At 71.7% G+C, this 23,456-nt stretch carries 20 protein-coding genes; 14 read left to right on the forward strand and 6 right to left on the reverse strand.

Annotated features, from left to right (window positions below; all coding sequences use genetic code 11):
* Window positions 1-3: 3 nt before the first annotated feature.
* The 9 genes from CW359_RS06775 (at window position 4) to CW359_RS06815 (ending at window position 11,325) form a co-directional block, all read left to right on the forward strand.
* Entirely contained in the window at window positions 4-1,290 is a 1,287-nt protein-coding gene (locus tag CW359_RS06775; RefSeq protein ID WP_105968839.1) for an alginate lyase family protein, read from the forward strand.
* A gap of 106 nt (window positions 1,291-1,396) precedes the next feature.
* Window positions 1,397-2,998 (forward strand): carboxylesterase/lipase family protein, encoded by a 1,602-nt coding sequence (locus tag CW359_RS06780; RefSeq protein ID WP_105968840.1) that lies wholly within the window; start codon window positions 1,397-1,399, stop codon window positions 2,996-2,998.
* Window positions 2,999-3,166: 168 nt separating this feature from the next.
* On the forward strand, window positions 3,167-3,937 hold the full coding sequence (locus CW359_RS06785) for a GntR family transcriptional regulator (protein WP_105968841.1): 771 nt from the start codon (window positions 3,167-3,169) through the stop codon (window positions 3,935-3,937).
* A gap of 54 nt (window positions 3,938-3,991) precedes the next feature.
* A complete protein-coding gene (locus CW359_RS06790; protein ID WP_006376935.1) occupies window positions 3,992-4,219 on the forward strand; it encodes a 4Fe-4S dicluster domain-containing protein in 228 nt (75 codons plus the stop codon).
* 14 nt (window positions 4,220-4,233) lie between these two features.
* Entirely contained in the window at window positions 4,234-5,610 is a 1,377-nt protein-coding gene (locus tag CW359_RS06795; protein ID WP_105968842.1) for an ABC transporter substrate-binding protein, read from the forward strand.
* A complete protein-coding gene (locus CW359_RS06800; RefSeq protein ID WP_105968843.1) occupies window positions 5,607-6,464 on the forward strand; it encodes an ABC transporter permease in 858 nt (285 codons plus the stop codon). Before CW359_RS06795 ends, CW359_RS06800 begins: the two co-directional genes overlap by 4 nt.
* Window positions 6,461-7,228, forward strand: coding sequence for an ABC transporter ATP-binding protein (locus CW359_RS06805; RefSeq protein WP_105968844.1), 768 nt, complete (start codon window positions 6,461-6,463; stop codon window positions 7,226-7,228). Before CW359_RS06800 ends, CW359_RS06805 begins: the two co-directional genes overlap by 4 nt.
* Window positions 7,229-7,240: 12 nt before the next feature.
* Window positions 7,241-9,952 carry a fumarate reductase/succinate dehydrogenase flavoprotein subunit gene (locus CW359_RS06810; RefSeq protein WP_105968845.1) on the forward strand — a complete coding sequence of 904 codons (2,712 nt, stop codon included), beginning with the start codon at window positions 7,241-7,243 and terminating at the stop codon, window positions 9,950-9,952.
* 125 nt (window positions 9,953-10,077) lie between these two features.
* Window positions 10,078-11,325 (forward strand): GNAT family N-acetyltransferase, encoded by a 1,248-nt coding sequence (locus CW359_RS06815; RefSeq protein ID WP_105968846.1) that lies wholly within the window; start codon window positions 10,078-10,080, stop codon window positions 11,323-11,325.
* On the opposite strand, the gene CW359_RS06820 is transcribed toward CW359_RS06815, so the two are convergent.
* The 4 genes from CW359_RS06820 to mmuM all read right to left on the reverse strand — a co-directional run bounded on the left by CW359_RS06820 (window position 11,322) and on the right by mmuM (window position 15,603).
* The gene (locus tag CW359_RS06820; RefSeq protein WP_105968847.1) at window positions 11,322-12,458 is read right to left on the reverse strand and encodes a LacI family DNA-binding transcriptional regulator; all 1,137 of its coding nucleotides are present in this window, start codon (window positions 12,456-12,458) and stop codon (window positions 11,322-11,324) included. The two genes, CW359_RS06815 and CW359_RS06820, sit on opposite strands and share 4 nt — an antisense overlap.
* Window positions 12,459-12,593: 135 nt before the next feature.
* The gene (locus tag CW359_RS06825; protein ID WP_105968848.1) at window positions 12,594-14,210 is read right to left on the reverse strand and encodes an amidase; all 1,617 of its coding nucleotides are present in this window, start codon (window positions 14,208-14,210) and stop codon (window positions 12,594-12,596) included.
* Window positions 14,207-14,497, reverse strand: coding sequence for a hypothetical protein (locus CW359_RS06830; RefSeq protein ID WP_198655109.1), 291 nt, complete (start codon window positions 14,495-14,497; stop codon window positions 14,207-14,209). Before CW359_RS06830 ends, CW359_RS06825 begins: the two co-directional genes overlap by 4 nt.
* A 167-nt stretch (window positions 14,498-14,664) precedes the next feature.
* On the reverse strand, window positions 14,665-15,603 hold the full coding sequence (mmuM, locus tag CW359_RS06835) for a homocysteine S-methyltransferase (protein WP_105968849.1): 939 nt from the start codon (window positions 15,601-15,603) through the stop codon (window positions 14,665-14,667).
* A 123-nt stretch (window positions 15,604-15,726) separates the two neighbouring features.
* On the opposite strand from mmuM, the gene CW359_RS06840 reads away from it, so the two are divergent.
* The gene (locus CW359_RS06840) at window positions 15,727-17,205 is read left to right on the forward strand and encodes an amino acid permease (protein WP_105968850.1); all 1,479 of its coding nucleotides are present in this window, start codon (window positions 15,727-15,729) and stop codon (window positions 17,203-17,205) included.
* A gap of 21 nt (window positions 17,206-17,226) precedes the next feature.
* Here CW359_RS06840 and CW359_RS06845 read toward each other — a convergent pair whose 3' ends face one another.
* Window positions 17,227-17,667: a hypothetical protein gene (locus CW359_RS06845; RefSeq protein WP_105968851.1), complete on the reverse strand. Its 441-nt coding sequence runs from the start codon at window positions 17,665-17,667 to the stop codon at window positions 17,227-17,229.
* Between the two features lie 91 nt (window positions 17,668-17,758).
* Between CW359_RS06845 and add the strand changes: the two genes are divergently transcribed.
* Entirely contained in the window at window positions 17,759-18,799 is a 1,041-nt protein-coding gene (gene add, locus CW359_RS06850; protein WP_105968852.1) for an adenosine deaminase, read from the forward strand.
* 48 nt (window positions 18,800-18,847) lie between these two features.
* Here add and CW359_RS06855 read toward each other — a convergent pair whose 3' ends face one another.
* Window positions 18,848-19,978, reverse strand: a complete 1,131-nt coding sequence (locus tag CW359_RS06855; protein ID WP_105968853.1) for a hypothetical protein — start codon at window positions 19,976-19,978, stop codon at window positions 18,848-18,850.
* Between the two features lie 348 nt (window positions 19,979-20,326).
* On the opposite strand from CW359_RS06855, the gene CW359_RS06860 reads away from it, so the two are divergent.
* Genes CW359_RS06860 through CW359_RS06870 form a run of 3 tightly spaced genes read left to right on the forward strand, consistent with a single transcriptional unit; the run spans window position 20,327 to window position 23,399 of the window.
* Window positions 20,327-21,670: an ABC transporter substrate-binding protein gene (locus CW359_RS06860; protein ID WP_105968854.1), complete on the forward strand. Its 1,344-nt coding sequence runs from the start codon at window positions 20,327-20,329 to the stop codon at window positions 21,668-21,670.
* A 47-nt stretch (window positions 21,671-21,717) separates the two neighbouring features.
* Window positions 21,718-22,569 carry a carbohydrate ABC transporter permease gene (locus tag CW359_RS06865; RefSeq protein WP_105968909.1) on the forward strand — a complete coding sequence of 284 codons (852 nt, stop codon included), beginning with the start codon at window positions 21,718-21,720 and terminating at the stop codon, window positions 22,567-22,569.
* Window positions 22,566-23,399: a carbohydrate ABC transporter permease gene (locus CW359_RS06870; protein WP_105968855.1), complete on the forward strand. Its 834-nt coding sequence runs from the start codon at window positions 22,566-22,568 to the stop codon at window positions 23,397-23,399. Before CW359_RS06865 ends, CW359_RS06870 begins: the two co-directional genes overlap by 4 nt.
* Window positions 23,400-23,456: the final 57 nt, after the last annotated feature.

A 23,456-nucleotide genomic window follows, 5' to 3' on the forward strand; every position in this document is an offset into this window, starting at 1 on the left:
GCAATGAGCCGCGAACCCCACCCCCACAGCAACCCCCACAACCAACCCCACAACCACCCTTCCGATCAGCCTGAGTTGAGCCGCCGCGGACTGCTGAAGTCCGCCGGCGGGCTCACCGCCGCCCTCGCCGTGGGCGCGTCGGCCGCCGCACTCACGGCCCCCTACGCCCAGGCCGCACCCGCGACCTTCACCCACCCCGGCATGCTGCACGCCTACGGCGAACTCAACCGCGCCAAGGTCAGGGTCGCCGCAGGGACCGACCCCTGGCTGTCCGGCTGGAACCGACTCACCGCCAACTCCCACTCCGCGTCGACCTGGACAGCCAATCCCCAGGCCACGGTCATCCGGGGCGGCACCGGCGAGAACTACGGCATCCTCTACAACGACATCCACGCCGCCTATCAGAACGCCCTGCGCTGGAAGATCGCGGGGACCAGCGCCAACGGTGACACGGCGGTCGCCATCCTCAACGCCTGGGCGTCCACCCTCACCACCGTCACCGGCAACGCCGACCGCTTCCTGGCCGCCGGGATCTACGGCTACCAGTTCGCCAACGCGGCCGAACTCATGCGCGGCTACAGCGGGTTCGACCTTGCCGCCTTCCAGGAGATGATGCTCGGCGTCTTCTACCCGCTCAACAACCAGTTCCTCACCGAGCACAACGGCGCCTGCATCACCAACTACTGGGCCAACTGGGACCTCTGCAACATGAACTCGATCCTCGCGATCGGGATCCTGTGCGACGACGCGGCCAAGTACGACCAGGCGGTGGACTACTTCAAGACGGGTGCGGGCAACGGCTCCATCGCGCACGCCGTCCCGTACCTCTACACCGACTCCGACGGCTATGCGTTGGGCCAGTGGCAGGAGTCCGGGCGCGACCAGGGGCACACCATGATGGGCATGGGCCAGCTGGGCGCCTTCTGCGAGATGGCCTGGTCGCAGGGCGACGACCTGTACGGCTACGACAGCAACCGGTTCATGAAGGCCGCCCAGTACGTCGCCAAGTACAACCTGGGCAACGACGTCCCCTTCACCACCTACACCTGGGGCTCAGGCACGACCTGCTCCCAGCAGACGCAGACCGTGATCTCCAGCGCGAGCCGGGGCCAGGCCCGCCCGGTGTGGGACATCCTCTACTACCACTACGCCAAGCGGCGCGGCCTGTCCGTCCCCTACATCCAGGCGATGGCCGAGAGCGTCCGGCCCGAGGGCGGGGGAGGTGACTACGGCACGACGAGCGGCGGCTTCGACCAGACCGGTTTCGGCACGCTGATGTACGCCAAATAGCCGCCAGGTCACCCACCGAAAGGCTCCTTCCGCGGGAATACCGGCAGGTCATGTGTTGCTCTGATCTGAACGGTTCACGAGCGGCGGCGAGGGAGCTGGTGGGCAGATGACGGCAGAACCGACGGAGTCCGTGGAGCAGCCCGTCGTACGGACGCCCTACGGCGACGTCCGCGGCAGGTACGAGGGCGACGGGGTCGCGGTCTTCCGCGGCATCCCGTACGCCGCACCGCCCTTCGGCCCCCGCCGGTTCCGGCCGCCCGTGCCGCCCACCCCCTGGGACGGGGTGCGCGACGCGGGCGGCTTCGGTCCCACCGCGCCGAAACCGCCGTACTCCGAGGCCTTCGCCCGGCTGCTGTCCGACCCGGTGGTCCCCGGCGACGACTGCCTCAACCTCAATGTGTGGACCCCGGCGCTGGGCAGGGACGCCCGGCTCCCGGTCATGGTGTGGATCCACGGCGGCGCCCTGACCCGCGGCTCCTCGGCCGTCCCCGTCTACGACGGCCACGCCTTCGCCCGCGACGGCGTGGTCCTCGTCTCCGTCAACTACCGCCTGGGCGTGGAGGGTTACGGCCTCTTCCCGGACGCGCCCCCGAACCCAGGACTGCGTGACCAGCTGGCCGCGCTGGAGTGGGTGCGGGCGTCGATCGCGGCCTTCGGCGGCGACCCCGACCGGGTCACCGTCTTCGGTCAGTCGGCCGGCGCGATCAGCATCGGCGCGCTGCTCGCCTCGCCCCGCGCCCGGGGCCTGTTCCGGCGGGCGGTGCTGCAGAGCGGGCCGCCCGAGGCGAGCGACCGGGACAAGGTACGGCGGATGGTGCGCAGGATGGCGACCCGGCTGAAGATCCCGGCGACCGCGGAGGCCTTCGCCGCCGTCGACCGGGAGCTGCTGCTGCGCGTCCAGGGCGAGGTGGGCAGGCTGAGCAGCCCGGTCCTCGGCGGCCCCGCCTTCGGCATCGTCGTCGACGGCGACCTCGTGCCCCGCGACCCCCTGGAGGCCCTGATCGAGGGCGCCGCCACCGACGTGGACCTGCTCCTGGGCTGGACCCGGGACGAGTACCGGCTGTGGCTGGTCCCGGGCGGCCTGGTGGAGCGCGTCGACCGCCTCGGCCCGGTGGCCCTGGCCGGCGCCATGGCCCGCTGCCACTGCGGCCCCGAGGTTCCGCGCGGCTACCGCACCCTGCACCCCGACGCCGGCACCGCCGACCTCGTGGGCCAAATGGTCACCGACCATCTGCTCCGGGTGCCGCTGCACCGCCTCGCGGACGCCCGGAGCGGCGGTGGGGCCCATGTGTACGAGTTCGCCTGGCCGTCCGCCCAGCCCGGCCTCGGCGCCTGCCACGCCCTCGAACTGGGATTCGTGTTCGACACCCGCGAGGCCCCCGAGTCGGCCAGAATCGCGGGCGAGGGCGCCCCGCAGGACCTCGCCGAGGCCATGCACAAGGCGTGGGTACGCTTCGCCGTCGACGGTGACCCGGGCTGGCGGCCCTGGGACGCCACGCACCCGGTGCGGATCTTCGGTGACGGCGACCCGCACACCGTAGAAGGCCCGAGAGACCGCGAACTGGCCCTGTGGGCGGCCGACCGAACCCCCGAGGCGCCGGGACCCGCACCCGCATCGGCTCTGCCGCCCGGTTGGCGGATGCGGGCCACGGAACCCCGGTCGGTCGTACGGCGACTCCGCCTCCCCGGGAGCGTCCCGAGGCGCTGACCTCCGGCGGCCCCCAGGTGGCAGGTCTGCGGCTCGTGACGGCGAACCGCCAGCTCACAGCCGTACCCGACCGATGGCGGAGTGGCGCAACACTGCCGCAACACCATGGCGGGCGGCCCGCGGATATGGTCCGGGGGAAACGTACCCCCGCCCCTCCTGGGAGCCCCGATGCCCGCCGACCGCACTCGCGAACACAGCGCGCCCGTCGCGGCAGCGCGGCGCCGTCGGCTGCGCGCGGACCGGGCCCGCCAGCTCGCCGACCTGCTGCGCCACCAGCTCCTCACGGAGGGCTTCCCCGACGGCGTGCTCCCGCACGAGGACGCCATCGGCGCCGACTACGGCGCGTCCCGCAACACCGTGCGCCAGGCCCTGGACCTGCTCCGCACCGAACAGCTGGTCGAACGGCTGCCCGGGGTCGGCACGGTCGTCACCTGTCACAAGTACCCGCACGGCCTCGACCGGCTGATGGGGCTCGCGGAGACCCTGCACGAGCACGGCCAGGTCACCAACGAGGTCCGCACCATGAGCCCGGTCCCCGCCCCCGGCCCGGTCGCCGCCCGCCTCGGCCTGCAGCCGCGCACCGACGTGCTGTACGTGGAGCGGCTGCGCCGCCTCGGCGGGGTGCCGCTGTCCCTGGACCTCACCTACATCCCCATGGACCTCGGCGTCGAACTCCTGGGCGCCGACCTGGAGAACACCGACGTGTTCCGGCTCCTTGAGCAGATCACCGGCAAGCGCCTGGGCACCGCCGAGATCACCCTGGAGGCCGTCACCGCCGACGCGCACTCCGCCGCCGTACTGGAGGCCCCGCGCGGAGCCGCCGTACTGATGCTGGAACGGCTCACCTGCCTGTCCGACGGACGCCCCGTCGACCTGGAGTTCATCCGCTTCCGGGGCGACCGGATCACCATGCGCGGCCTGCTCCACCGTTCCACCTGATCCACCCCAACTCCCTTTCCGTACCCCCTTTCACCCCACTTCCCGGAGACAGCCATGCCTCTCGTCCCCCAGCGTGCCGACGTGCCCGTCACGATCGACGAGTCCAAGTGCATCGACGGCTGCACCCTCTGTGTCGACATGTGTCCGCTGGACTCGCTCGCCATCGACCCGGACACCAGCAAGGCGTACATGCACGTCGACGAGTGCTGGTACTGCGGCCCGTGCGCCGCCCGCTGCCCCACGGGCGCGGTCACCGTCAACATGCCCTACCTCCTCCGGTGAAAGGTTCCTCCCGCATGGCTTCCGTGGCCCGCGTCCCGTCGCGCAGAATCGTTCCGGCCGCCCTCGCCGCCGCGCTGCTCCTCCCGCTCACCGCCTGCGGCGGCTCCGCCGACGCGAGCGACGGCAAGTCGGTCACCGTGACCGTCGGCTACCAGTCCAAGACCATCAACACCGTCACCGCCGGCACCCTCCTGCGCTCCCTCGGCTACTTCGAGAGCGCGCTGAAGGCCCAGGGCGCCCGTGACGGCATCACCTACAAGGTGGAGTGGCAGGACTACGCGACCGGCGCCCCGATCACCGCCGCGATGGTCGCAGGGAAGGTCGACATCGGCTCGATGGGCGACTTCCCGCTGCTCATCAACGCCTCCCGGGGCAAGCAGCTGAACGCCCCGACCCGCATGGTCTCCGTGACCGGCTACAACTCGCGCGGCGCCCTCAACACCGTGGTCACCACCCCGGATTCGAAGCTGAGGTCGCTGTCCGACCTGCGCGGCAAGAAGGTGTCGACGAGCGTCGGCTCGGCCGCTGACGGCACCCTCGTACGGGCCCTGGAACAGGCCGGGTTGGACCCCGACAAGGACATCAGCAAGCTCAACCAGCAGCCCGCGGTGGGTGCTTCGGCGCTGGAGGCGGGCAGCGCCGACGCGCTCTCCCAATTCGTCGCGTGGCCTGGCCTGTTGGCTTTCCAGGGCAAGGCGAAGGCCCTGTACGACGGCGGTTCGCTCGGTCTGCCCACTCTGCACGGCGTCACCGTGCGCGACGCCTTCGCCGACCGGCGCCCGGCCGTCGTCGAGGCCTTCCTCGCCGCCCAGATCAAGGCCACCACCTACCTCGACACGCACCCGGTCGAAGCCGCCGAGAAGGTCGCGAAGGTCACCGGCCTGCCCGCCGAGGTCGTCTACCTCTACAACGGCAAGGGCGGCATCGCCACCTTCGACCCCACCCTCAAGCCGGAGTTGGTCGCCGCCCTCAAGAAGGACGTGCCCCTGCTCGTCTCCGCCAAGCTCGCGGGCACGGTCGACGTCTCCGACTTCGTCGACGACAGCTACCTCAAGAAGGCCTACGGCACCGGATACGCCAAGGCCACCGCCACCACGGCCCCCGCCTCCGAGCCCGAGGTCTGGCTCAAGGGCGCCTCCACGACCAGCACTTACGCCGACCCGACCGCCCTGCTCCGCTACGTCGCCGAGCACAGCGACAACGTACGGGCCGCGTACGTCCCCGACGCCACCACCGGCACCCGCTGGTTCGCCGACCGGTCGGTCTGGGTCCAGGACGGCACCGAACTGGAGCCGTTCGTCACCGAGTCGGCCGCCGAGGCCTGGGCGGCCGAGCACCCCGGTTCGCACGTCGTCAGCTACGCGGAGGCACTCCGGCAGGCCGCGGAATGACCGCCCCCTCGTCCCCGTACGCCCGATACGCGTTGCGCGCGGCCTCGCTCCTCGCCGCGCTCGGCATCTGGCAGCTGCTGACCAGCCAACACGTCAACCTCTGGCTGCGGTTCGCCCAGTTCCCGACGGCCACCCAGGTCGCCGACGAGTTCGCGCACCGCCTGGGCACGGCCGTCTACTGGCAGGACCTGACCGACAGCCTGACCCGCATCCTCACCGGCTTCGCGCTCGCCGCCGTGGCCGGGATCGCGGTCGGCACCGCCATCGCCCGCTCCCGCCTCGCCGCCGACCTGCTCGGCCCACTGCTCGAAGTCCTGCGCCCCATACCGGCGATCGCCCTGGTCCCGGTCGCGATCCTGCTCTTCCCCACCAACGAACAGGGCATCGTCTTCATCACCTTCACCGCCGCCTTCTTCCCCGTCCTGGTCTCCACCCGGCATGCGGTCCGCGCCCTGACCCCGGTCTGGGAGGAGGCCGTCCTGACGATGGGCGGCGGCCGACTTCGCATCCTCGCCTCGGTCGTCCTGCCGGGCGCGCTGCCGGGCATCCTCGGCGGGCTCTCGGTGGGCATCGGCGTGTCCTGGATCTGCGTCATCTCCGCCGAGATGATCTCCGGCCAGTACGGCGTCGGCTACCGCACCTGGCAGGACTACACGATCGTCAACTACCCGGGCGTCCTGGTCGGCATGGCCACCATCGGCCTCCTCGGCTGGCTCACCTCGACGGCAGTGGAGGTCGCCGGGCGCCGGGTCACGCGCTGGCTGCCCCGGCCCGCCACCGAACGGGCGGTGCCTGTACGGGTGGCGCGGCGCCCGGCGGCCCGCGCGCACACGTCTGGGAGGGCGGCCTCATGACGACCCAGGTCAGCACGTCCACGGTGGAGACCGAGGCCCCGAAGGGGGTACGGCTACGGCTGTCGGGCGCGACCATCGGCCGCCCGGGACTGCCGGTCCTCGACGGCCTCGACCTCGACATCGCCCCCGGCGAACTCCTGACCGTCGTAGGCCCGTCGGGCTGCGGCAAGTCGACCCTGCTGCGGACCCTGGCGGGACTGCTGCCCGCGCTCGACGGCCAGGTGGACCAGGACGACCGCCCGATCACCCGGCCCGAGGCCGACCGTGCCCTGGTCTTCCAGGAGGACGGCCTGCTGCCCTGGCGCAACGCCCGCCGCAATGTCGAACTCCCTTTGGCCATACGGGGCTTGCCGCGCGCGGAACGCCGGGCACAGGCAACTCGGTGGCTGGCCCAGGTCGGCCTCGCGGGCCGCGAGGACCAGTTGCCGCACCGCATGTCCGGGGGCCAGCGGCAGCGCGTACAGCTGGCCCGGGCTCTCGCCGGACGGCCGCGCGCGGTGCTGATGGACGAACCGTTCGGGGCGCTGGACGCACAGACCCGGGCCGGGATGCAGAACCTGCTCGTCGAGGTGCTGGCCGGGACCCGGGCCACGGTCGTCTTCGTCACCCACGACGTCGACGAGGCGCTGTTCCTCGGCGACCGCGTCGCCCTCCTCGGCACCGGCCAGGTCCTGGACGTCCCCCGCCCCCGCGAGCGCACGGCCCACGGCGAGCCCGCGACGGTCGCCCTGCGCCGCGAGATCCTCGCTTCCCTCGGTACCTGAGAGGCACCACCCATGGACCGCACTCCCATCCCCGCTCTTGCGGACGCCGACGAGCTGACCTGCGACGTCCTGGTCATCGGCGGCGGCACCGCCGGCACCATGGCCGCGCTGACCGCCGCCGAGCACGGCGCGAACGTCCTCCTCCTGGAGAAGGCCCACGTCCGGCACTCCGGCGCCCTCGCCATGGGCATGGACGGCGTCAACAACGCCGTCGTCCCCGGCCGCGCCGAACCCGACGACTACGTCGCCGAGATCACCCGCGCCAACGACGGCATCGTCAACCAGGCCACCGTCCGCCAGACCGCCACGCGCGGCTTCGCGATGGTGCAGCGCCTGGAGTCGTACGGCGTGAAGTTCGAGAAGGACGAGCACAACGAGTACGCGGTCCGCCAGGTCCACCGCTCCGGCTCCTACGTGCTGCCGATGCCGGAGGGCAAGGACGTCAAGAAGGTCCTCTACCGGCAGCTCCGCCGCCGTGAGATGCGCGAACGCATCCGCATCGAGAACCGCGTGATGCCGGTACGGGTGCTGACCGCCGACGGCAGGGTGGTGGGCGCGGCCGGGTTCGACACCCGCACCGGACGGTTCGTCACCGTACGGGCGGGCGCGGTGATCCTGGCGACCGGAGCCTGCGGACGCCTCGGCCTGCCCGCCTCCGGCTACCTCTACGGCACGTACGAGAACCCGACCAACGCGGGCGACGGCTACGCGATGGCGTACCACGCGGGCGCCGAACTCAGCGGTATCGAGTGCTTCCAGATCAACCCCCTGATCAAGGACTACAACGGCCCGGCCTGCGCCTACGTCGCCAACCCCTTCGGCGGCTACCAGGTCAACCGGCACGGCGAACGCTTCGTCGACTCCGACTACTGGTCGGGCCAGATGATGGCCGAGTTCGCGGCGGAGGTGGCGAGCGAGCGGGGCCCGGTCTACCTGAAGCTCAGCCACCTCCCGGAGGAGTCGGTGGCCGCCCTCGAAGACATCCTGCACACCACGGAACGCCCGACCCGAGGCACCTTCCACTCGGGCCGGGGCCACGACTACCGCACCCACGACATCGAGATGCACATCTCCGAGATCGGCCTGTGCGGCGGCCACTCGGCGTCCGGGGTCTGGGTCGACGAGAACGCCCGCACCACCGTCCCCGGCCTGTACGCGGCCGGTGACCTGGCCTGCGTACCGCACAACTACATGATCGGCGCCTTCGTCTTCGGCGACCTGGCCGGAGCCGACGCGGCGACCGAACACCGCGCGTACGAGGGTGAGTTGCCCCCCGATCAACTGCGCGAGGCGCACGAGCTGATCTACCGGCCGCTGCGCAACCCGGACGGCCCCCCGCAACCCCAGGTCGAGTACAAGCTGCGCCGCTTCGTCAACGACTACGTTGCCCCGCCCAAGAGCGGCGCCCGACTCTCCCTGGCCGTCGAGGCGTTCGAGCGGATGCGCGGCGAGATCGCGGGCATGGGCGGCCAGACCCCGCACGAGCTGATGCGCTGCGCCGAGGTCGACTTCATCCGCGACTGCGCCGAGTTGGCGGCCCGCTCCTCCCTGGCCCGTACGGAGAGCCGCTGGGGCCTTTACCACGAGCGCACCGACCTCCCGCAGCGTGACGACACGGACTGGCTGGTGCACCTCAACGTCCGCAAGGCGGCGGACGGTTCGATGGAGTTCCTGACCCGGCCGGTGGCGCCCTACCTGGTCCCGGTCGAGGGCTTCGAACCAACCGGCGGCGCGACGAAGGTACTTGGCGAGGTGCACCCCGAGCAGGTGGCCACGGCGGGCCCGCGCGAGGTGGCCCCGGTCGGCTCCGGGGCGGTGAAGACGCGTACGGTCCTGCCGGTGGCGACCGCGCCCTCCCCGCGCATCCTCGAACTCCTCGCCCTGGCCGACGAACAGCCGGGCCTCGCCGAACTCCGCCCCTACCTCACCGACCCCGACCCGGCCGTACGCCGCACGGCCGTCGCCACGCTCACCGAGACCGCCCCCGACGGCACCGGACCCGCCCTGGCCACCGCACTCGGCGATCCGGACGCGGGCGTACGGGAGTTGGCGGCCGGTTCCCTGCGCGAACTGGTCGAAGTGCTGCCGCCCGAGGGCGCGTTGCGGGACACGCTGGTCGTCGCGCTGGAGTCGGACGCCCCGGGACGGGAGGGCGTACGGGCCGCCGCGCTCGACGTCCTGCGCGCACTGAGCCTGGGCTCCGCCGCCCTGTACGCCCGCACCCTCACCGACCCCGACCTCGGGGTGCGCATCCAGACGGTCCGGGCGCTGGTGTCGGTGGACGCGGTACCGGAGCTGGCCCGTGCCGCCGCCGACACCTCCCGCGAGGTACGGGTCGCCGCCGCCCATGGCCTCGGCACCGTCGGCAACCCGGAGGACCTCAAGCCCCTGCTGGCCGACACGGACGCCCTGGTCAGGGCCGCCGCGCTCACCTCGCTCGCGACCACGGGCTGCCCGCCGCCGCTCGACACGGCCGCCGTCGCCGCGCTGGCCGACCCCGCCTGGCAGGTCCGTACGGGCGCCGCGACGGCACTGGGCGCGGCGGCACCGGAGCCGGCGGTGCCCGCCCTGACGGCGGCGCTGTCCGACGCGTTCGCCGACGTCCGCAAGGCCGCCGTACGGGCGCTGCGCCGCCACGACGGACGGCCGGGGGTGGCGGAGGCGCTCGCCTCGGTGGCGGGGGACGCGGACGCGGATGTACGGGCGTACGCCCGGCTCGCCTGACGGAGACGCGCGGGTGAGGGTAATTCGCTTGCCTCGGACGCGGGTCGGCGCTGCACTGTGACCGGACATCACGAGTCGTGGTGCCTGGCCCGGGTGCCGAGGAGGCAATGGCGGTAATGGCGGCAATGGAGATTCGTTCCACGACCGATGACGACTTCGGTGTCTTCGTCGACACGGCCCATGCCGCGTTCGGGCTCTTCCCGGGAACGCCGGTGGAGGGCGGCGGGCTGTGGTGGTCGGCGCTCGAACCGGACCGCTGTCTGCTCGCCCGCACGACGGACGGGCGGCCCGTCGGCACCGCCGCCGCGTACCCCTTCGAACTCACCCTGCCCGGTGGGAACTTGGTCCCGGTACCCGGGGTCACCGCCGTCGGCGTCCTGCCCTCGCACCGGCGCCAGGGCGTACTCACCGCGATGATGCGCCGGCAGCTCACCGAACTCCGGTCCGCCGGGCACCACTTCTCCGTACTGCTGGCCTCCGAGGCCACGATCTACGGCCGGTTCGGCTACGGACCGGCCACCTACACAAGGAAGTTGACGGTCGAGCGCCACCGGGGCGCCTTCGTACCGCCCCGCGCACGAGGAGCGGCCGACACCGCAGAGGCGGCCGAGGCGGGCGGCTCGCTCGAAGTGGGCGGCTCGATCGAGGTGCTGCGGAGTTCCGGGTGCGGCGAGATCCTGGAGGAGGTCTACGACCGGTACCGCCGCGCCCAGCCCGGCGCCCTCTCCCGGCCGCACCGCTGGTGGACCCTGCGCGCCGGGCAGCCCCCGATCTCACCGGCGCCGCGCTACATCGCCCTCCACCGGGACACCGACGGCGTCCCGGACGGATACGTCAGCTACTCCCTGGAGTCCGGCACCCTCTCGGTCGACGAGACCATCGCCGCCGACGACGCGGTCTTCACGGCCCTCGCCAGGTTCGTACTCGGGCACGACCTGGTCACCCGGGTCGTCTTCAAGCACGTCCCGCCCGATCACCCGCTGCGCCACCAGCTCGTGGACTACCGCGCGAGCGAGGTGAGCGGCGACATGGACTGGCTCTGGGTACGGCTCCTGGACGTCCCCGGCGCACTGACCGCACGTGGCTGGTTCGAGGACGGCGAACTGGTCCTCGACGTCGAGGATCCGTTCCTCGGCGAGCACGGCCGCCACCTTCTGACCGTCCGGGACGGCAAGGCCGACTGCGTCCCGACGGACCGGGAGCCGGATCTGTCCCTGGACGTGCGCGACCTGGGCGCGGTCTACCTCGGCGGCACCGCCCCGAGCACGCTCGTACGCGCCGGACACATCCGGGCCCACCACCCGGACGCGGCCACCCGCGCGGACGCCCTCTTCCGCACCGACCGCACCCCGCACTGCCTGCACTGGTTCTAGGGCTTGCGGGGCCTGCCGGAGGTGCCTGGGCCACCGGAGGAGCCGGGGGCGCTGGGAGAGCCGGGGGTGCTGGCGGTCACCGCCGCGACCGAGTTCCGTACGACGACATGCGTGCCCAGCAGCAGATGCTCGTCCGGGTCGTCCGGCGTACGGCCGAGGACGGTGCGTACGGCGAGGCGGCCCAGTTCCTCGTACGGGACGTGGACCGTGGTGAGCGCCGGGTGCAGGTCGCGGGCGAACGGGATGTCGTCGTACCCGGCCAACGACACATCGCCCGGCGCGGAGAGGCCCGCCTCGTGCAGGGCGGTCAGCGCACCGGCGGCGACCATGTCCGTGGCGGCCATCACCGCAGTGAACTCCAGCCCCTGGGACAGGGCTTGACGCATCAGCCGGTGGCCGGAGTCGCGCGTGAAGTCACCGTGCAGCCGCAGCGCCGGGTCGGGCTCCAGGCCACGGGCACGGTGGGCGGCGGTGTAGCCGCGTTCACGGCCCTGGGCGGTGGTGTGGTCGTGGCGACCGCCGAGGAAGAGGACGCGTTGGTGGCCCTGGGCGAGGACGTGGGCGCACAGGGCGTAGGCGCCGCCCTCGTTGTCGTACTCGATGACCGTGACCGGCGTACCGGGGGCGAGCGGTGGCCGGCCGCACAGCACCAGGCGGGAGCCGACGGAGGCGAGGGAGTCGGCGATCCGGGCCGTGCGGGTGCGGTACTCGGGGGTGTCGGCGGTGCCGCCGACCAGGATCACGGCGGCGGCCCGCTGGGCGCGCATCATCTCGACGAACTCCAGTTCGTGCGCCGTGTCGCCGTCCGTGCTGCACACGAGGCTGAGATGTCCGAGCCGGGTCGCCTCGCGCTCCACGCCGTGCGCCATCAGCGCGAAGGAGGGGCCGGTGATGTCGTCCAGCACGAAGGCGAGCGTGGGCGTCCCGACCCCGGCGATCGCTTTGGCACGGGCGTCGGCGACATAGTCGAGTTCGCGGACGGCCCGCATCACGCTGGTACGGGTCGTGGCGCTCACCGGATAGTCACCGCCGAGCACCCGGGAGACGGTCGACGCGGACACCCCGGCCCGGGCGGCGACATCCCGGATGGTGCTGCGCGTGACGCTGTCCCCGGTGCTGCTCTTCCTGGTCATGACGCGTGCCCCCCTGTCCGTGGGACGTGCGGCAACACTTCGGCAACCGGTTCCCGTGCGGAGGCTAGCAGCGGATGTGGGTGGGCGGGAGCGGGTGGGGGAGAGTGAGCGAGGTGGGGAGAGCGGGGTAGGGCGTCAGGCCGAAGTCGCCGCCGCCTCCTCCGCCGAGAGGCGTGGGCGGGCGGTCGTGGTTCCGAAGGTGCGGGCGGTTGTCGGAGTCGTCGGGTCGGCCGGTCTGCGGGTGTGCCAGTCCGTGACCGTCTGGTAGGCCGCCGTGACCTCCAACAGGCGGTCCTCCTCGTACGGTTGGCCGCCCAGGATCGTGCCCACGGGTACGCCGGTCCGGTCGAAGCCGATGGGGAAGGCGATCTCGGGCAGGCCGAGGATGTCGAAGGGGACGGGGCCGGTCTGGAGTACGACGTCGGATGCGGTCAGCATGCCGTCGAGGACCTTCCTCAGCAGATGGTTCTTGGCCCGCTGGGCCGTGATCCACTCGTCGCCCGAGAGCATCAGCCCCTGCAGCCAACTCAGCAGCGACACCCCGAACTTGGTGGGATCGGTGCGCAGCCAGTGCCGGAAGGGCTCGGTGCGCTCGGCGAGTCGGGCCGCGTTGAACGTGCCGGTGAGCAGCGCCCAGTCGTCCGGGTAGGCGATGTCGACCAGCGTGACACCCGGGATCGCGTCCAGGCGGGCGAGGAACGCGGTCCTCAACTCCCGCTGCGCGGACAGGAAATCGGCCGGAACGCCGATGCGCGTGGCCCGGCGCAGCCGTACCTTGCCGCCGCGCGACACTACCGGGGTCGCGGCGCGTACGAGGTCGGGTACGGCGGGCAGGCCGAGGGTGCGCGGGTCCTGCGGGTCCGGGCCGGCCAGCGCCTGGAGCATGATCGCCGCGTCCAGGGCGTCGCGCGCGAGCGGACCGGCGTGGTCGCGGGTGAAGGACAGCGGGATGACGCCGTGGACCGACACCCGGCCCATCGTGGGCTTCAGACCGGTGAGGTTCTGCTGGTTGGACGGCAGCACGATCGAACCGCCCGTCTGCGTCCCGATCGACGAGGCCGCGAGCCGCCCGGCCACCGCACAGGCGGGGCCCGTCGAGGAACCGCCCGGATCGACGGACGGGTCGTCCGGCGTCCACGCGTTGACCGTCGTCACCGTGCCGTTCGGCTTCGTGGCACGGGTGGTGGCCAGCGGCCCCATCTGCCCCTTGCCGAGCACGATCGCACCGGCCGCCTTGAGGCGCGCGACGGCAGTGGCGTCCATGTCCGGCACGAAGTCCTCGAAGACGAGGGAGTTGCAGCGGGTGGGCACGCCCGCGGTGAAGTAGTTGTCCTTGACGCAGAGGGGGATGCCCCGCAGGAGACCGCCACGCGCCGGCGTCCGGTCCGCCCGCCGGGCGGCGGCCCGCGCGTCGTCGGCGGTGACTTCGGCGTACGCCTGATACGTGCCGTCGTACCGCTCGATCCGCTCCAGATACGCCTCGGTCAGCTCCGTCGCCGTCAGCTTCCGGCGCCGTATGAGGACAGCGGCCTCGGCGAGCGTCGCCTCGGAGGGGTCGTCACGGGCGGCTTGCCGTACGTCGATGTCGAGGCTGAGGTCGAGGTCGAGGTTGGTGACGGGGGTGGTTACGGGGTTCGAGGCGCGGTCTGCGACTGGGGCCGCGTGCGCGGCAGTTGCCGTCTGCACGGTCACCCCGGTGGCCAGTGCCGCCGAACTCGCCAGGAATATCCGCCGGTTGAGGGATCTGCTCATGCCTGGCCACCCGCCTTCCCGGTCCACGCCTCGGTGATCGACGGGTAGAGGAGCGGCGGCGAGGCCTGCTGCGCGTACGCCGGGTCGGTGGCGGGCGGGGTCCAGCCGGAGATCGCGCCGGGGGTCGAGGCGACGAACGCCCGCAGGGAGGCGAGGACTTGGGAGCGCGTCGGGACTCCGGTGGCGGGGTCGGCCCGCTCCGGCAGGAGGGACAGATCGAACCCGGCCAACGCCAGCCGGGTCCGTACATAGGCGTCCAACTGGTCCTGCGTGGGCGGCTCGGTCACCACGGCCTCCATGATCGGCGTACCTGCTCGACCAGGACTCCATCACCGGCCCGTGAAGCCCTCGTTGAGCCCATGCTTCACGGGAGTTACGCCGGACGTGGCGGCACAGGTGCCAGACCACGGACCAGATGCCAGACCAGCTGCCGGACCAGGTACGGGACTGGGAGTCAGGCGGGGTTGAGGGTCCGGGCGATCGAGGTGATCGCCGCCGGTCCCACCCGGCAGCAGCCGCCGATCAGCCGGGCCCCGGCGTCCCGCCAGCCCGTCACCTGGCCGGCGGTGAAGCTCGAACTGCCGCCCCAGGCGCGGATGTCGGGGTCCCAGACCTCGCCACTGTTCGGGTAGACGACGACCGGCTTCCCGGTCACCCGGGTCGCCAGCTCCACGGCGGCGTCCACGTCCTCCGGCAGACAGCAGTTGACGCCGACGGCGACGACCTCGTCCGCCGCACCGGCCAGCGCGAACGCCTCCTCCAACGGCTGACCGGCCCGAGTCCGCTCCCCGGCCGCGCTGTACGAGAGCCACACCGGCACCCCGAGCCCGCGCACCGCGCGCAGCAGGGCCTCGGCCTCGTCCAGGTCGGGGATGGTCTCCAGGGCCAGGACATCCGGCCCGGCCGCGGCCAGCGCCTCCACCCTCGGCCGGTGAAAACGCTCCAGCTCGTCGACGCTCAGCCCGTACCGCCCCCGGTACTCGGACCCGTCCGCGAGCATCGCCCCGTACGGCCCCACGGAAGCCGCCACCCACAACGGCCGCTCCGCCTTGGCGCGGCGCGCGGCCTCGCGGGCCGACTCCACGCTCAGCGCCAGCAGTTCGGCGGCGCGCTCACGCCCGATGCCGCGCTTGGCGAAGCCCTCGAAGGTGGCCTGGTAGCTGGAGGTGATCGCGACGTCGGCACCCGCCTCGTAGTAGGCGAGGTGCGCGTCGACGATCGCCTCGGGCTGCTCGACGAGCAACCGCGCCGACCACAGCTCGTCACTCAGATCGTGCCCGGCGGACCCCAGCTGGTTGGACATGCCGCCGTCGAGGACGAGGGGGGTACCGGAGGCCAGGGCGGCGGCGAAGGAGAGGGCGGAGGCGTGGGTGGGGCTGGTCTCGCTGGTCATGGGTTCGACGCTAGTCGACGGCGGACCGGACGGCCGTAAGTGTCCAGCAAATGAACAGATTGACCACATTATGGGACGGCGCGTTACGATCGCGCCCTCCCCGCCGAACGATCCGGAAGTGCCATGACCGCTCCCAGCACCACCGAGGCCGACGAGCCGGAGCCGAACCCGACCGGGACGACCGGGACGGCCGAGACCGCCGAGACGGCCGGGAAACCGCCGCCAGGCCGCCGGACCTTCGGCCTGGCCGCCGCCACCGCGCTCGTGATGGGCAACATCATCGGCGGCGGCATCTTCGTCCTGCCGGCCACGGTCGCCCCGTACGGCTCGGTGAGCCTGCTCGCCTTCCTGGTCCTGTCGGTGGGCGCGGTGCTCCTGGCCCTCCTCTTCGGCAGACTGGCCCGCCGCAGCCCGGTCACCGGCGGCCTGTACGTCTACCCGCGCGACGCGTTCGGCCCCTTCGCGGGCTTCCTGTCGGCGTGGTCGTACTGGACGATGACCTGGGTCAGCATCGCGGCCCTGGCGGTGGCGGCGGTGGGATACGTCGACGTACTGATCCCGCTCGACGACAGCCACGCCCTGGGCGCACTGGTCGCGATCCTGGCCCTCTGGCTGCCGGCCGCCGCGAACTTCGCGGGCACCCGGTGGGTGGGCGGCGTACAGATCGTGTCGACGATCCTGAAGTTCGTACCGCTGCTGGTCGTGGCCACGGTCGGCCTGTTCTTCGTCGACACGGACAACTTCGGCGCGTTCAACGCGTCCGGCGACAGCGTGCCTGGCGCCCTGGCGGCCTCGGCCGCGCTGCTCCTCTACAGCTTCCTGGGCGTCGAGTCGGCGGCGATCAGCGCGGGCGAGGTGGCGGACCCCGAGCGCAACGTGGGCCGCGCGAGCGTCCTGGGCACGCTGGGCTCGGCCCTCGTCTACATCCTCGGGACGGTCGCCGTCTTCGGCCTGGTCCCGCACGACAAGCTGGTCGACTCGGGCGCCCCCTTCGCCGACGCGGTGAACGCGATCACCGGCGGCGGCTGGGGCGGCACGGCGATCGCGCTGGTCGCGGTGGCGTCGATCGTCGGCTGCCTCAACGGCTGGATTCTCATGGCCGCCCAGATGCCGTACGCGGCAGCGCGCGACGGCCTCTTCCCGGCCCCGTTCGCGAGGGTGGGCAAGGGCGGGGTCCCGGGCTTCGGAGTCCTGGCCTGCGCGCTCCTGGGCACGGCCCTGATCGCCTTCAACTACACGGCGGGCCCGGACACCACATTCCGGGTCCTGGTCCTGATCACGACGTTCACCGGCTGCGTCCCGTACCTCTTCTCGGCAGCGGCCCAGCTGTACTGGCTGGCCAAGGGCACGAGGGCCCGCGTCCGCCCGGCGGGCCTGGTCCGCGACCTGACCGTCGCCTCCCTGTCCTTCGCGTTCTCGTTCTGGCTGATCGCGGGGGCGGGGTACGCGGCGGTGTACCAGGGGGTGCTGTTCCTGTTCGCGGGGATTCCGGTGTACGTGTGGATGCGGGGACGGCAGCGGACGGAGGAGACCGAGGAGCGGGTAGCCGCCCAGCCGCAGGGAGGGGATGCGGAACGCCCTTGTCGGGGGAGCGGGCGTTGAGCATGAAATGCCGCTACGAGATTACGAGATGAGGTCCCGGACGTTGGCAAGTGCTCCTCGGAGGGCGCCGGAGAGTCTGCGGTCGCCCTCGGCGGAGGGAAGTTCGCTCTGCCACGCGTCGACGCCCTGCCAACCGTGCTCGGCCAGGGCAGGGACGGGCGGGTCGGCCTTCAGCTTCGGGGGCGCCGCGGGAAGTCGCAGCAGCAGAGTCGACATGCCCAGCGCGACGGCGGCAGCGATGCCCTCGTAGGCCAGGACCGGGACGCCGTAGGCGGCATGGAGAGCCGCGCGCGGAGCCAACTCGGTCATCCTGTCCTGGAGATCGGGGTGCGTGTGCAACTGCCATTCGCCCAGCGCGTAGTCGTTCGGTCCGCTCGGCGGGGAGCCTTGGGCCCGTAGGAAGTCGAGAATCGCGGAGTTCTGGGGATGCTCTGTGTTCAACGACGGCAGGTCCAAGCGCATGGACTTGACCCTAGTTTCCCCTGACGGAGACGGGGAGGGCACTTCCGGACGGCTCTCGACGTTCGTGGCGGTGGTCGTAGGGTGATGCCTCATGCGCAGCCTGGTTCGTTTGCCGAAGGCCCACCTTCATCTGCACCTCGAAGGCGCGATGCGCCCCGCGACGCTCGCGGAGCTGGCTGAACGGGCGGAACTCCCGGAACCCGTGGGAGGGAGCGGCGAACAGCTGTCGGCCACGGCCGGGTTCACGTCGTTCGAGGACTTCACGACCGTGTATGGCGCCGCCGCGCGGCTGGTGCGCGAGGGCCCCAGGGAGAACCTTCTGCGGCTGGTGCGCGAAGTGGTCGAGGACGCCGCCGAGGACGGAGCGGTCTGGGTCGAGCCGCATGTGAACCCGCTGACCTACGAGGAGGAACCGGGCGCCGCGCTCGACGTACTGGACCTGGTGATCGAGGAGGGGCGTCGCACCGCTGCCCGGCTGGGCATCGGCTTCGGCGTCCTGGTGTACGCCCGACGCAACGCTGACCCCTCGGAGGCCGTCGAGGTCGCCCGGCTCGCGGCCCGGCGGGCCGGGGACGGGGTGGTCTCCTTCGGTCTTGCCGGGGACGAGGCCCGGTTCGGCCCGGAGCCGTTCGCCGAGGCGTTCGCCATCGCCCGTGACGCCGGGCTGATTCCCGCCCCGCACGCGGGAGAACTCGCGGGTCCGGCCAGTGTGCGTGCCGCACTCGACGTGCTCGGCGCGCGCCGGATCGCCCACGGCGTACGGGCTGTCGAGGACCCTGCTCTCGTCGCCCGCCTGGCGGCGGAAGGCGTGGTCCTGGACGTCTGCCCCACCTCCAACGTCGCTCTCGGCGTCGTGAACTCCCTGTCCGCCCACCCGCTCCCGCGGCTGCTGGAAGCCGGCGTCCGCTGCACCCTCAACGCCGACGACCCCCTGCTGTTCGGCCCCGGACTGCTGGCGGAGTACGAGACGGCCCGTACGGAGTTGGCCCTCACGGACCTCCAACTCGCCGCGGTGGCCCGCACGTCGGTCGAGTCCTCCGGTGCTCCGGACGCCGTGGCGAGGGAAGCGGTCGCAGCCATCGGCGACTGGCTCGACACCCCCGCCCGAGCAACGACACTCCCGGTCCACTGATCACCGGGCCACGGGCCCATCGACCCACTGGCCCATCGACCCACAGGCTCAGTCCTGGTCGCGCAGGGCCCAGACATGGAGAGCGTTCCCGGCGGCGGCGTGGGTGTACCAAGTGCCGTCGCCGAGGCCCCTCGGCGGACCGGACACCGGATGGGGGTAGACCAACTCGTCGGCGACGCGCGCCGGACCGGCGGTGTCGACGAGCCAGTGTCTGCCCTTGCCGAACTCCTCGTCGCTCTCCACCGTGCCGACGACCGCGAGGTTCTCGTCGATGAATCCGCCCTCGTAGTCGAAGTAGACCCCGGCCTCGTCGTCCTCGGGATCCGCCTCCGGATGCCGGGGAACCGTGTCGGCGTCCAGCTCGGTCTCGACCGTACCGCCGTCGACCCGATGGACGGCGAGGGTGTCCTGGTCGTGGGTCACGGTGAGCAGCCGGTCGCCGGACGGGCTCACCGACAGCAGGACGCGGTCCTCGTCGCCGAGGCGGTCGACCACCAGACGGGAACCGTCCCAGCGGCCCCACCGCAGCGGGGACCCGTCCTGGCCCTCACCGACGCTCAGGCCCATCTGGTCCGGGTACGGCGACGTGAAGTGGAACGAACCCGCCGCCGCGGTGTCCGTCTCGGTACGGGCGAGCACCGACCCGTCCGCCGCGTCGATCACCAGCCACTCCTCCGCCGACCCGCCGTCGCCGACCCGCCGGTCCGTCACCAGCGGGCCGAGGATGTGCGCCCACACGAGCTTCCCGTCCGCGGAGAATCCGGCCGAGCCGCTGTTCGCGTACCGATGCGCACGGTCCGCCGGGTACTCCTCGAACGCCGAGTGCTCCGCGCAGCCCGCCCAGCACCGGTGTCTCAGCTCCCAGCGCACGTTCCCCGCCGCGTCCACGGCCCGCAGCACGTGCCCTCCGGTGAAGACGGCCAGGTCCCCGGCGGGGGACACCGCGCTCTGGCCGAACCGGCGCGGCCAGGGCGCAGGAAAGCGGACCTCCCGAATCGATGCCCGAACCGATGCCCGGTCCGACCCCGACGGCTCGATCTCCTGGACGACCAGCTCCGCGTCGCCCCACTGCACAAGGAGCCGTGACGTGGCCGAGTACGTCAGGTACGGGGCGTCGTCGGCCCGGGAGAAGGCATGCGGGGCGGCGAGCGTGGCCACGGGCTGAGCGCGCTGGGGCATGGGGTCTCCTGAAGAGCGAGAGGCGGTGCCTCCTCGTCGGCGACGACAGCGCCGGCCGCGGATTCCTCCCGCGAGCCGGTGACCCGGACTCCGCCGTGTTCTCCGCCGGCCCGGGTCATCCGGATCCTACGGACTTCGACGTCGTGTCCGCGAACTTCGCGCCCTGGACGGAAACTGCGAAAGACTTTCGTAACCGCACCATTTCCCCTGCTTGTCCCAGCCGTGAATTCCATGTCAGTGTCCCGGCCAGCAGGTAGGCCGTCGGCAGCGTGGCATCCGAAATTCTTTCGCGCCGGTCTCCGATCCGCCTGGCTCATCGACGGCACAGAAAAGCAGAGAGGTACCACCATGCGGAGAATCCCGGTCGACGGAAACCCCGGAAAGCTCGCAGGCCCGCGAATTCGACGTGTCCTCGCGTCGGGCGTCGTGCTCACCGCGGCCATCACCCTTGCCGCGTGCGGGACTTCGGGCCCCTCCGGATCGGCGGGGAACTCGTCCTCGAAAAGCCTCACCATGTGGGCGCTCAACGACCAGACGATCCTCAAGGACTCCGTCGACGCCTACAACAAGGACCACCCGGACGCGAAGATCACCCTCCGGCTCTTCGCCAACGACGACTACAAGCAGAAGCTGCGCGTCGCCTTCGGCGCAAATCAGGCACCGGACATCTTCTTCAGCTGGGGCGGCGGCGCCCTGAACGACTACGTCAAGGCGGGCAAGGTCGACGCCCTGACGGAGTCCGGCGCCGGCACCGGCCGGTTCACGCCCAGCGTCATGCAGAGCGCCACCTTCGACGGCAAGGTCTACGGCGTACCCGCCAACGGCCTCGCCCCGGTCGTCCTCTACTACAACAAGAAGGTGCTCGCCGACGCGGGCGTCGAGCCGCCGAAGACGTACGACGATCTGCTCGCCGCCGTGAAGAAGCTGAAGGCGAAGGACGTCGTCCCGATCTCCCTCGCCGCCAACTCCAAGTGGCCGACGCTGATGTACCTGGAGTACCTGCTCGACCGCGAGGGCGGTGCCCAGGTGTTCACGGACATCGCGGCCGGGGACGCCGAGAAGTGGAAGGACCCGGCCGTCACCGAGGCCAACCAGCGTCTCCAGGAGCTGGCGAAGGCCGGTGCCTTCGGTGACAACGCCTCCTCCGTCAGCTACGACCAGGGGGCCTCCACCGCCCTGCTCTACACGGGCAAGGCGGGCATGGAGCTGATGGGCACCTGGGAGTACGCCAACATCGCCAAGGCCGCGCCCGACTTCCTCAAGGACGGCGACCTCGGCTACACCGCATTCCCCTCGATCCCGGGCGGCGCCGGGGACGCCAACAGCATCGTCGGCAACCCCTCGAACTTCCTTTCGCTCAACTCGGCGACGAAGAACAAGTCCGCCGCGCTCAGCTACTTCAAGGACTACGTCCTCGACGACTCCCAGGTCGACTCCTACCTCGCGGCCGGCAGCGTGCCGCCCGTCAAGGGGCTGGAGTCGAAGCTGGCGGCCGTCGAGTCGTTCACCGACAAGGACTGGCTCACCTTCGTCTACGACCTGGTGCAGAACGCGCCCGGCTTCCAGCTCTCCTGGGACCAGGCCCTGCCCTCCGACCAGGCCGACCCGCTGCTCACCAACACCGACAAGTCCTTCCTGGGCCAGCTCGCGCCCGCCGACTTCGGTACGAACATGAGCAAGGCGGGGTCGTGACGCTCACCGCCTCCACCCGCCGCCGGTCAGGAGGCTCCGGCCTCCTGATGGCGGCGCCCGCCCTGCTGCTCTTCGGCCTGTTCGGACTGGTCCCGCTGGTCGGGGTCGTCGCGCTGAGCCTCGCCCGCTGGGACGGCCTCGGCTCCATCGGCTGGGCCGGTCTCGCCAACTGGGGCGACACGCTCACCGACGGCGCCACCTGGCAGGCCCTCGGCCTCACCGTCAAGGTGATGGCCGTCAGCTGGCTGGTCCAGACACCGATCGCGCTCGCCCTCGGCGTCTTCCAGGCGCCGAGGGGGCGGGTACGGGCCCTGTTCGCCGTGCTGTTCTTCCTGCCGCTGCTGCTGTCGGCGGTGGCCATCGGCCTGACCTGGCAGGCGCTCCTCGACCCGTCCTTCGGCATCGGCGCCACCCCGGGCCTGCACTGGCTGGCCCAGCCGCTGCTCGGCTCGCCCGACCTCGCCCTCTACACCGTGATCTTCGTGATCGCCTGGCAGTTCGTGCCGTTCCACGCCCTGCTCTACCAAGCCGGGATACGGCAGATCCCCACCGCCCTCTACGAAGCCGCCGCCCTCGACGGCGCCGGACCCGTGGCCCGCTTCCTGCACATCACCCTGCCGCAGCTCAAGTACACGATGGTCACCTCAAGCACCCTCATGCTGGTCGGCTCGCTCACCTACTTCGACCTGATCTTCGTCCTGTCCGGCGGCACCGGAGGCCCCGGCACCGCCACCCGCGTCCTGCCCCTCGCCATGTACATCACCGGCTTCCAGGCCCACGACATGGGCCGCGCCAGCGCCGTGGCGACCCTCCTGGTGGTGTTCGGGCTCGGCCTGTCGATGCTGATGACCCGCCTGTCCGGCTTCACCCGGATGGACAGCCAGCAGGAGGGCATGTGAGCACCGCCGTCACCCGGGCCCGCCGAGCACTCACCGGCGCCACCACACTCCTGTGGGCCGCGATCGTCGTCGTACCCGTGTACTGGCTGGTGGTGACCAGCCTCCGCACCCGCGCCGACTTCACCGCCGACAGCCCGCTAGCCCCGCCCGGCCACCCCACCCTCGACAACTACCGGACCGTTCTCGACGGCGACTTCACGACCTACCTGCTCAACAGCGTGCTCGTAACCGTCGCCACCGTCGCCCTGACCGTGCTCTTCGCGCTCATGGCCGCGTTCGCGATCGTCCGGGGCGCGGGCAGCCGACTGTCCCGGGTCTCCTTCCGGCTGTATCTGCTGGGCCTGGCGATCCCGCTCCAGGCGGTCATCATTCCCGTCTATCTGCTGATCATCAGAATGCGGCTGTACGACAGTCTGCTCGCGATCGTCCTGCCCTCGGCGGCGTTCGCGTTGCCGATCACCGTGATGATCCTGGTGAGCTTCCTGCGTGACGTGCCCCGCTCGCTCTTCGAGGCGATGATCGTCGACGGCGCCGGCGACTGGCGCATGCTCCTCTCGCTCGCCGCGCCCCTCGCCCGCCCGGCCCTGATGACCGTCGCCGTGTACGACGGGCTGCAGGTCTGGAACGGCTTCCTCTTCCCGCTGATCCTCACCCAGAGCGGCGACAAGGCCGTACTCCCGCTGGCACTGACCCTCTACCGGGGCCAGTTCGGCATCGACGTACCGGCCACGATGGCCGCGGTGGTGCTCTCCACCCTGCCGATGTTCGCGCTGTTCGTCCTCGCCCGCCGCCAGCTCGTCGCCGGTCTCACCGCCGGCTTCTCCAAATAACCCGCCGCACGTAATCCCCCCCCAAGTACCGCCGTTCATCGGGCACTTCGCTTCGAC

This window comes from Streptomyces geranii (genome assembly GCF_002954775.1).
GTDB lineage: Bacteria > Actinomycetota > Actinomycetes > Streptomycetales > Streptomycetaceae > Streptomyces > Streptomyces geranii.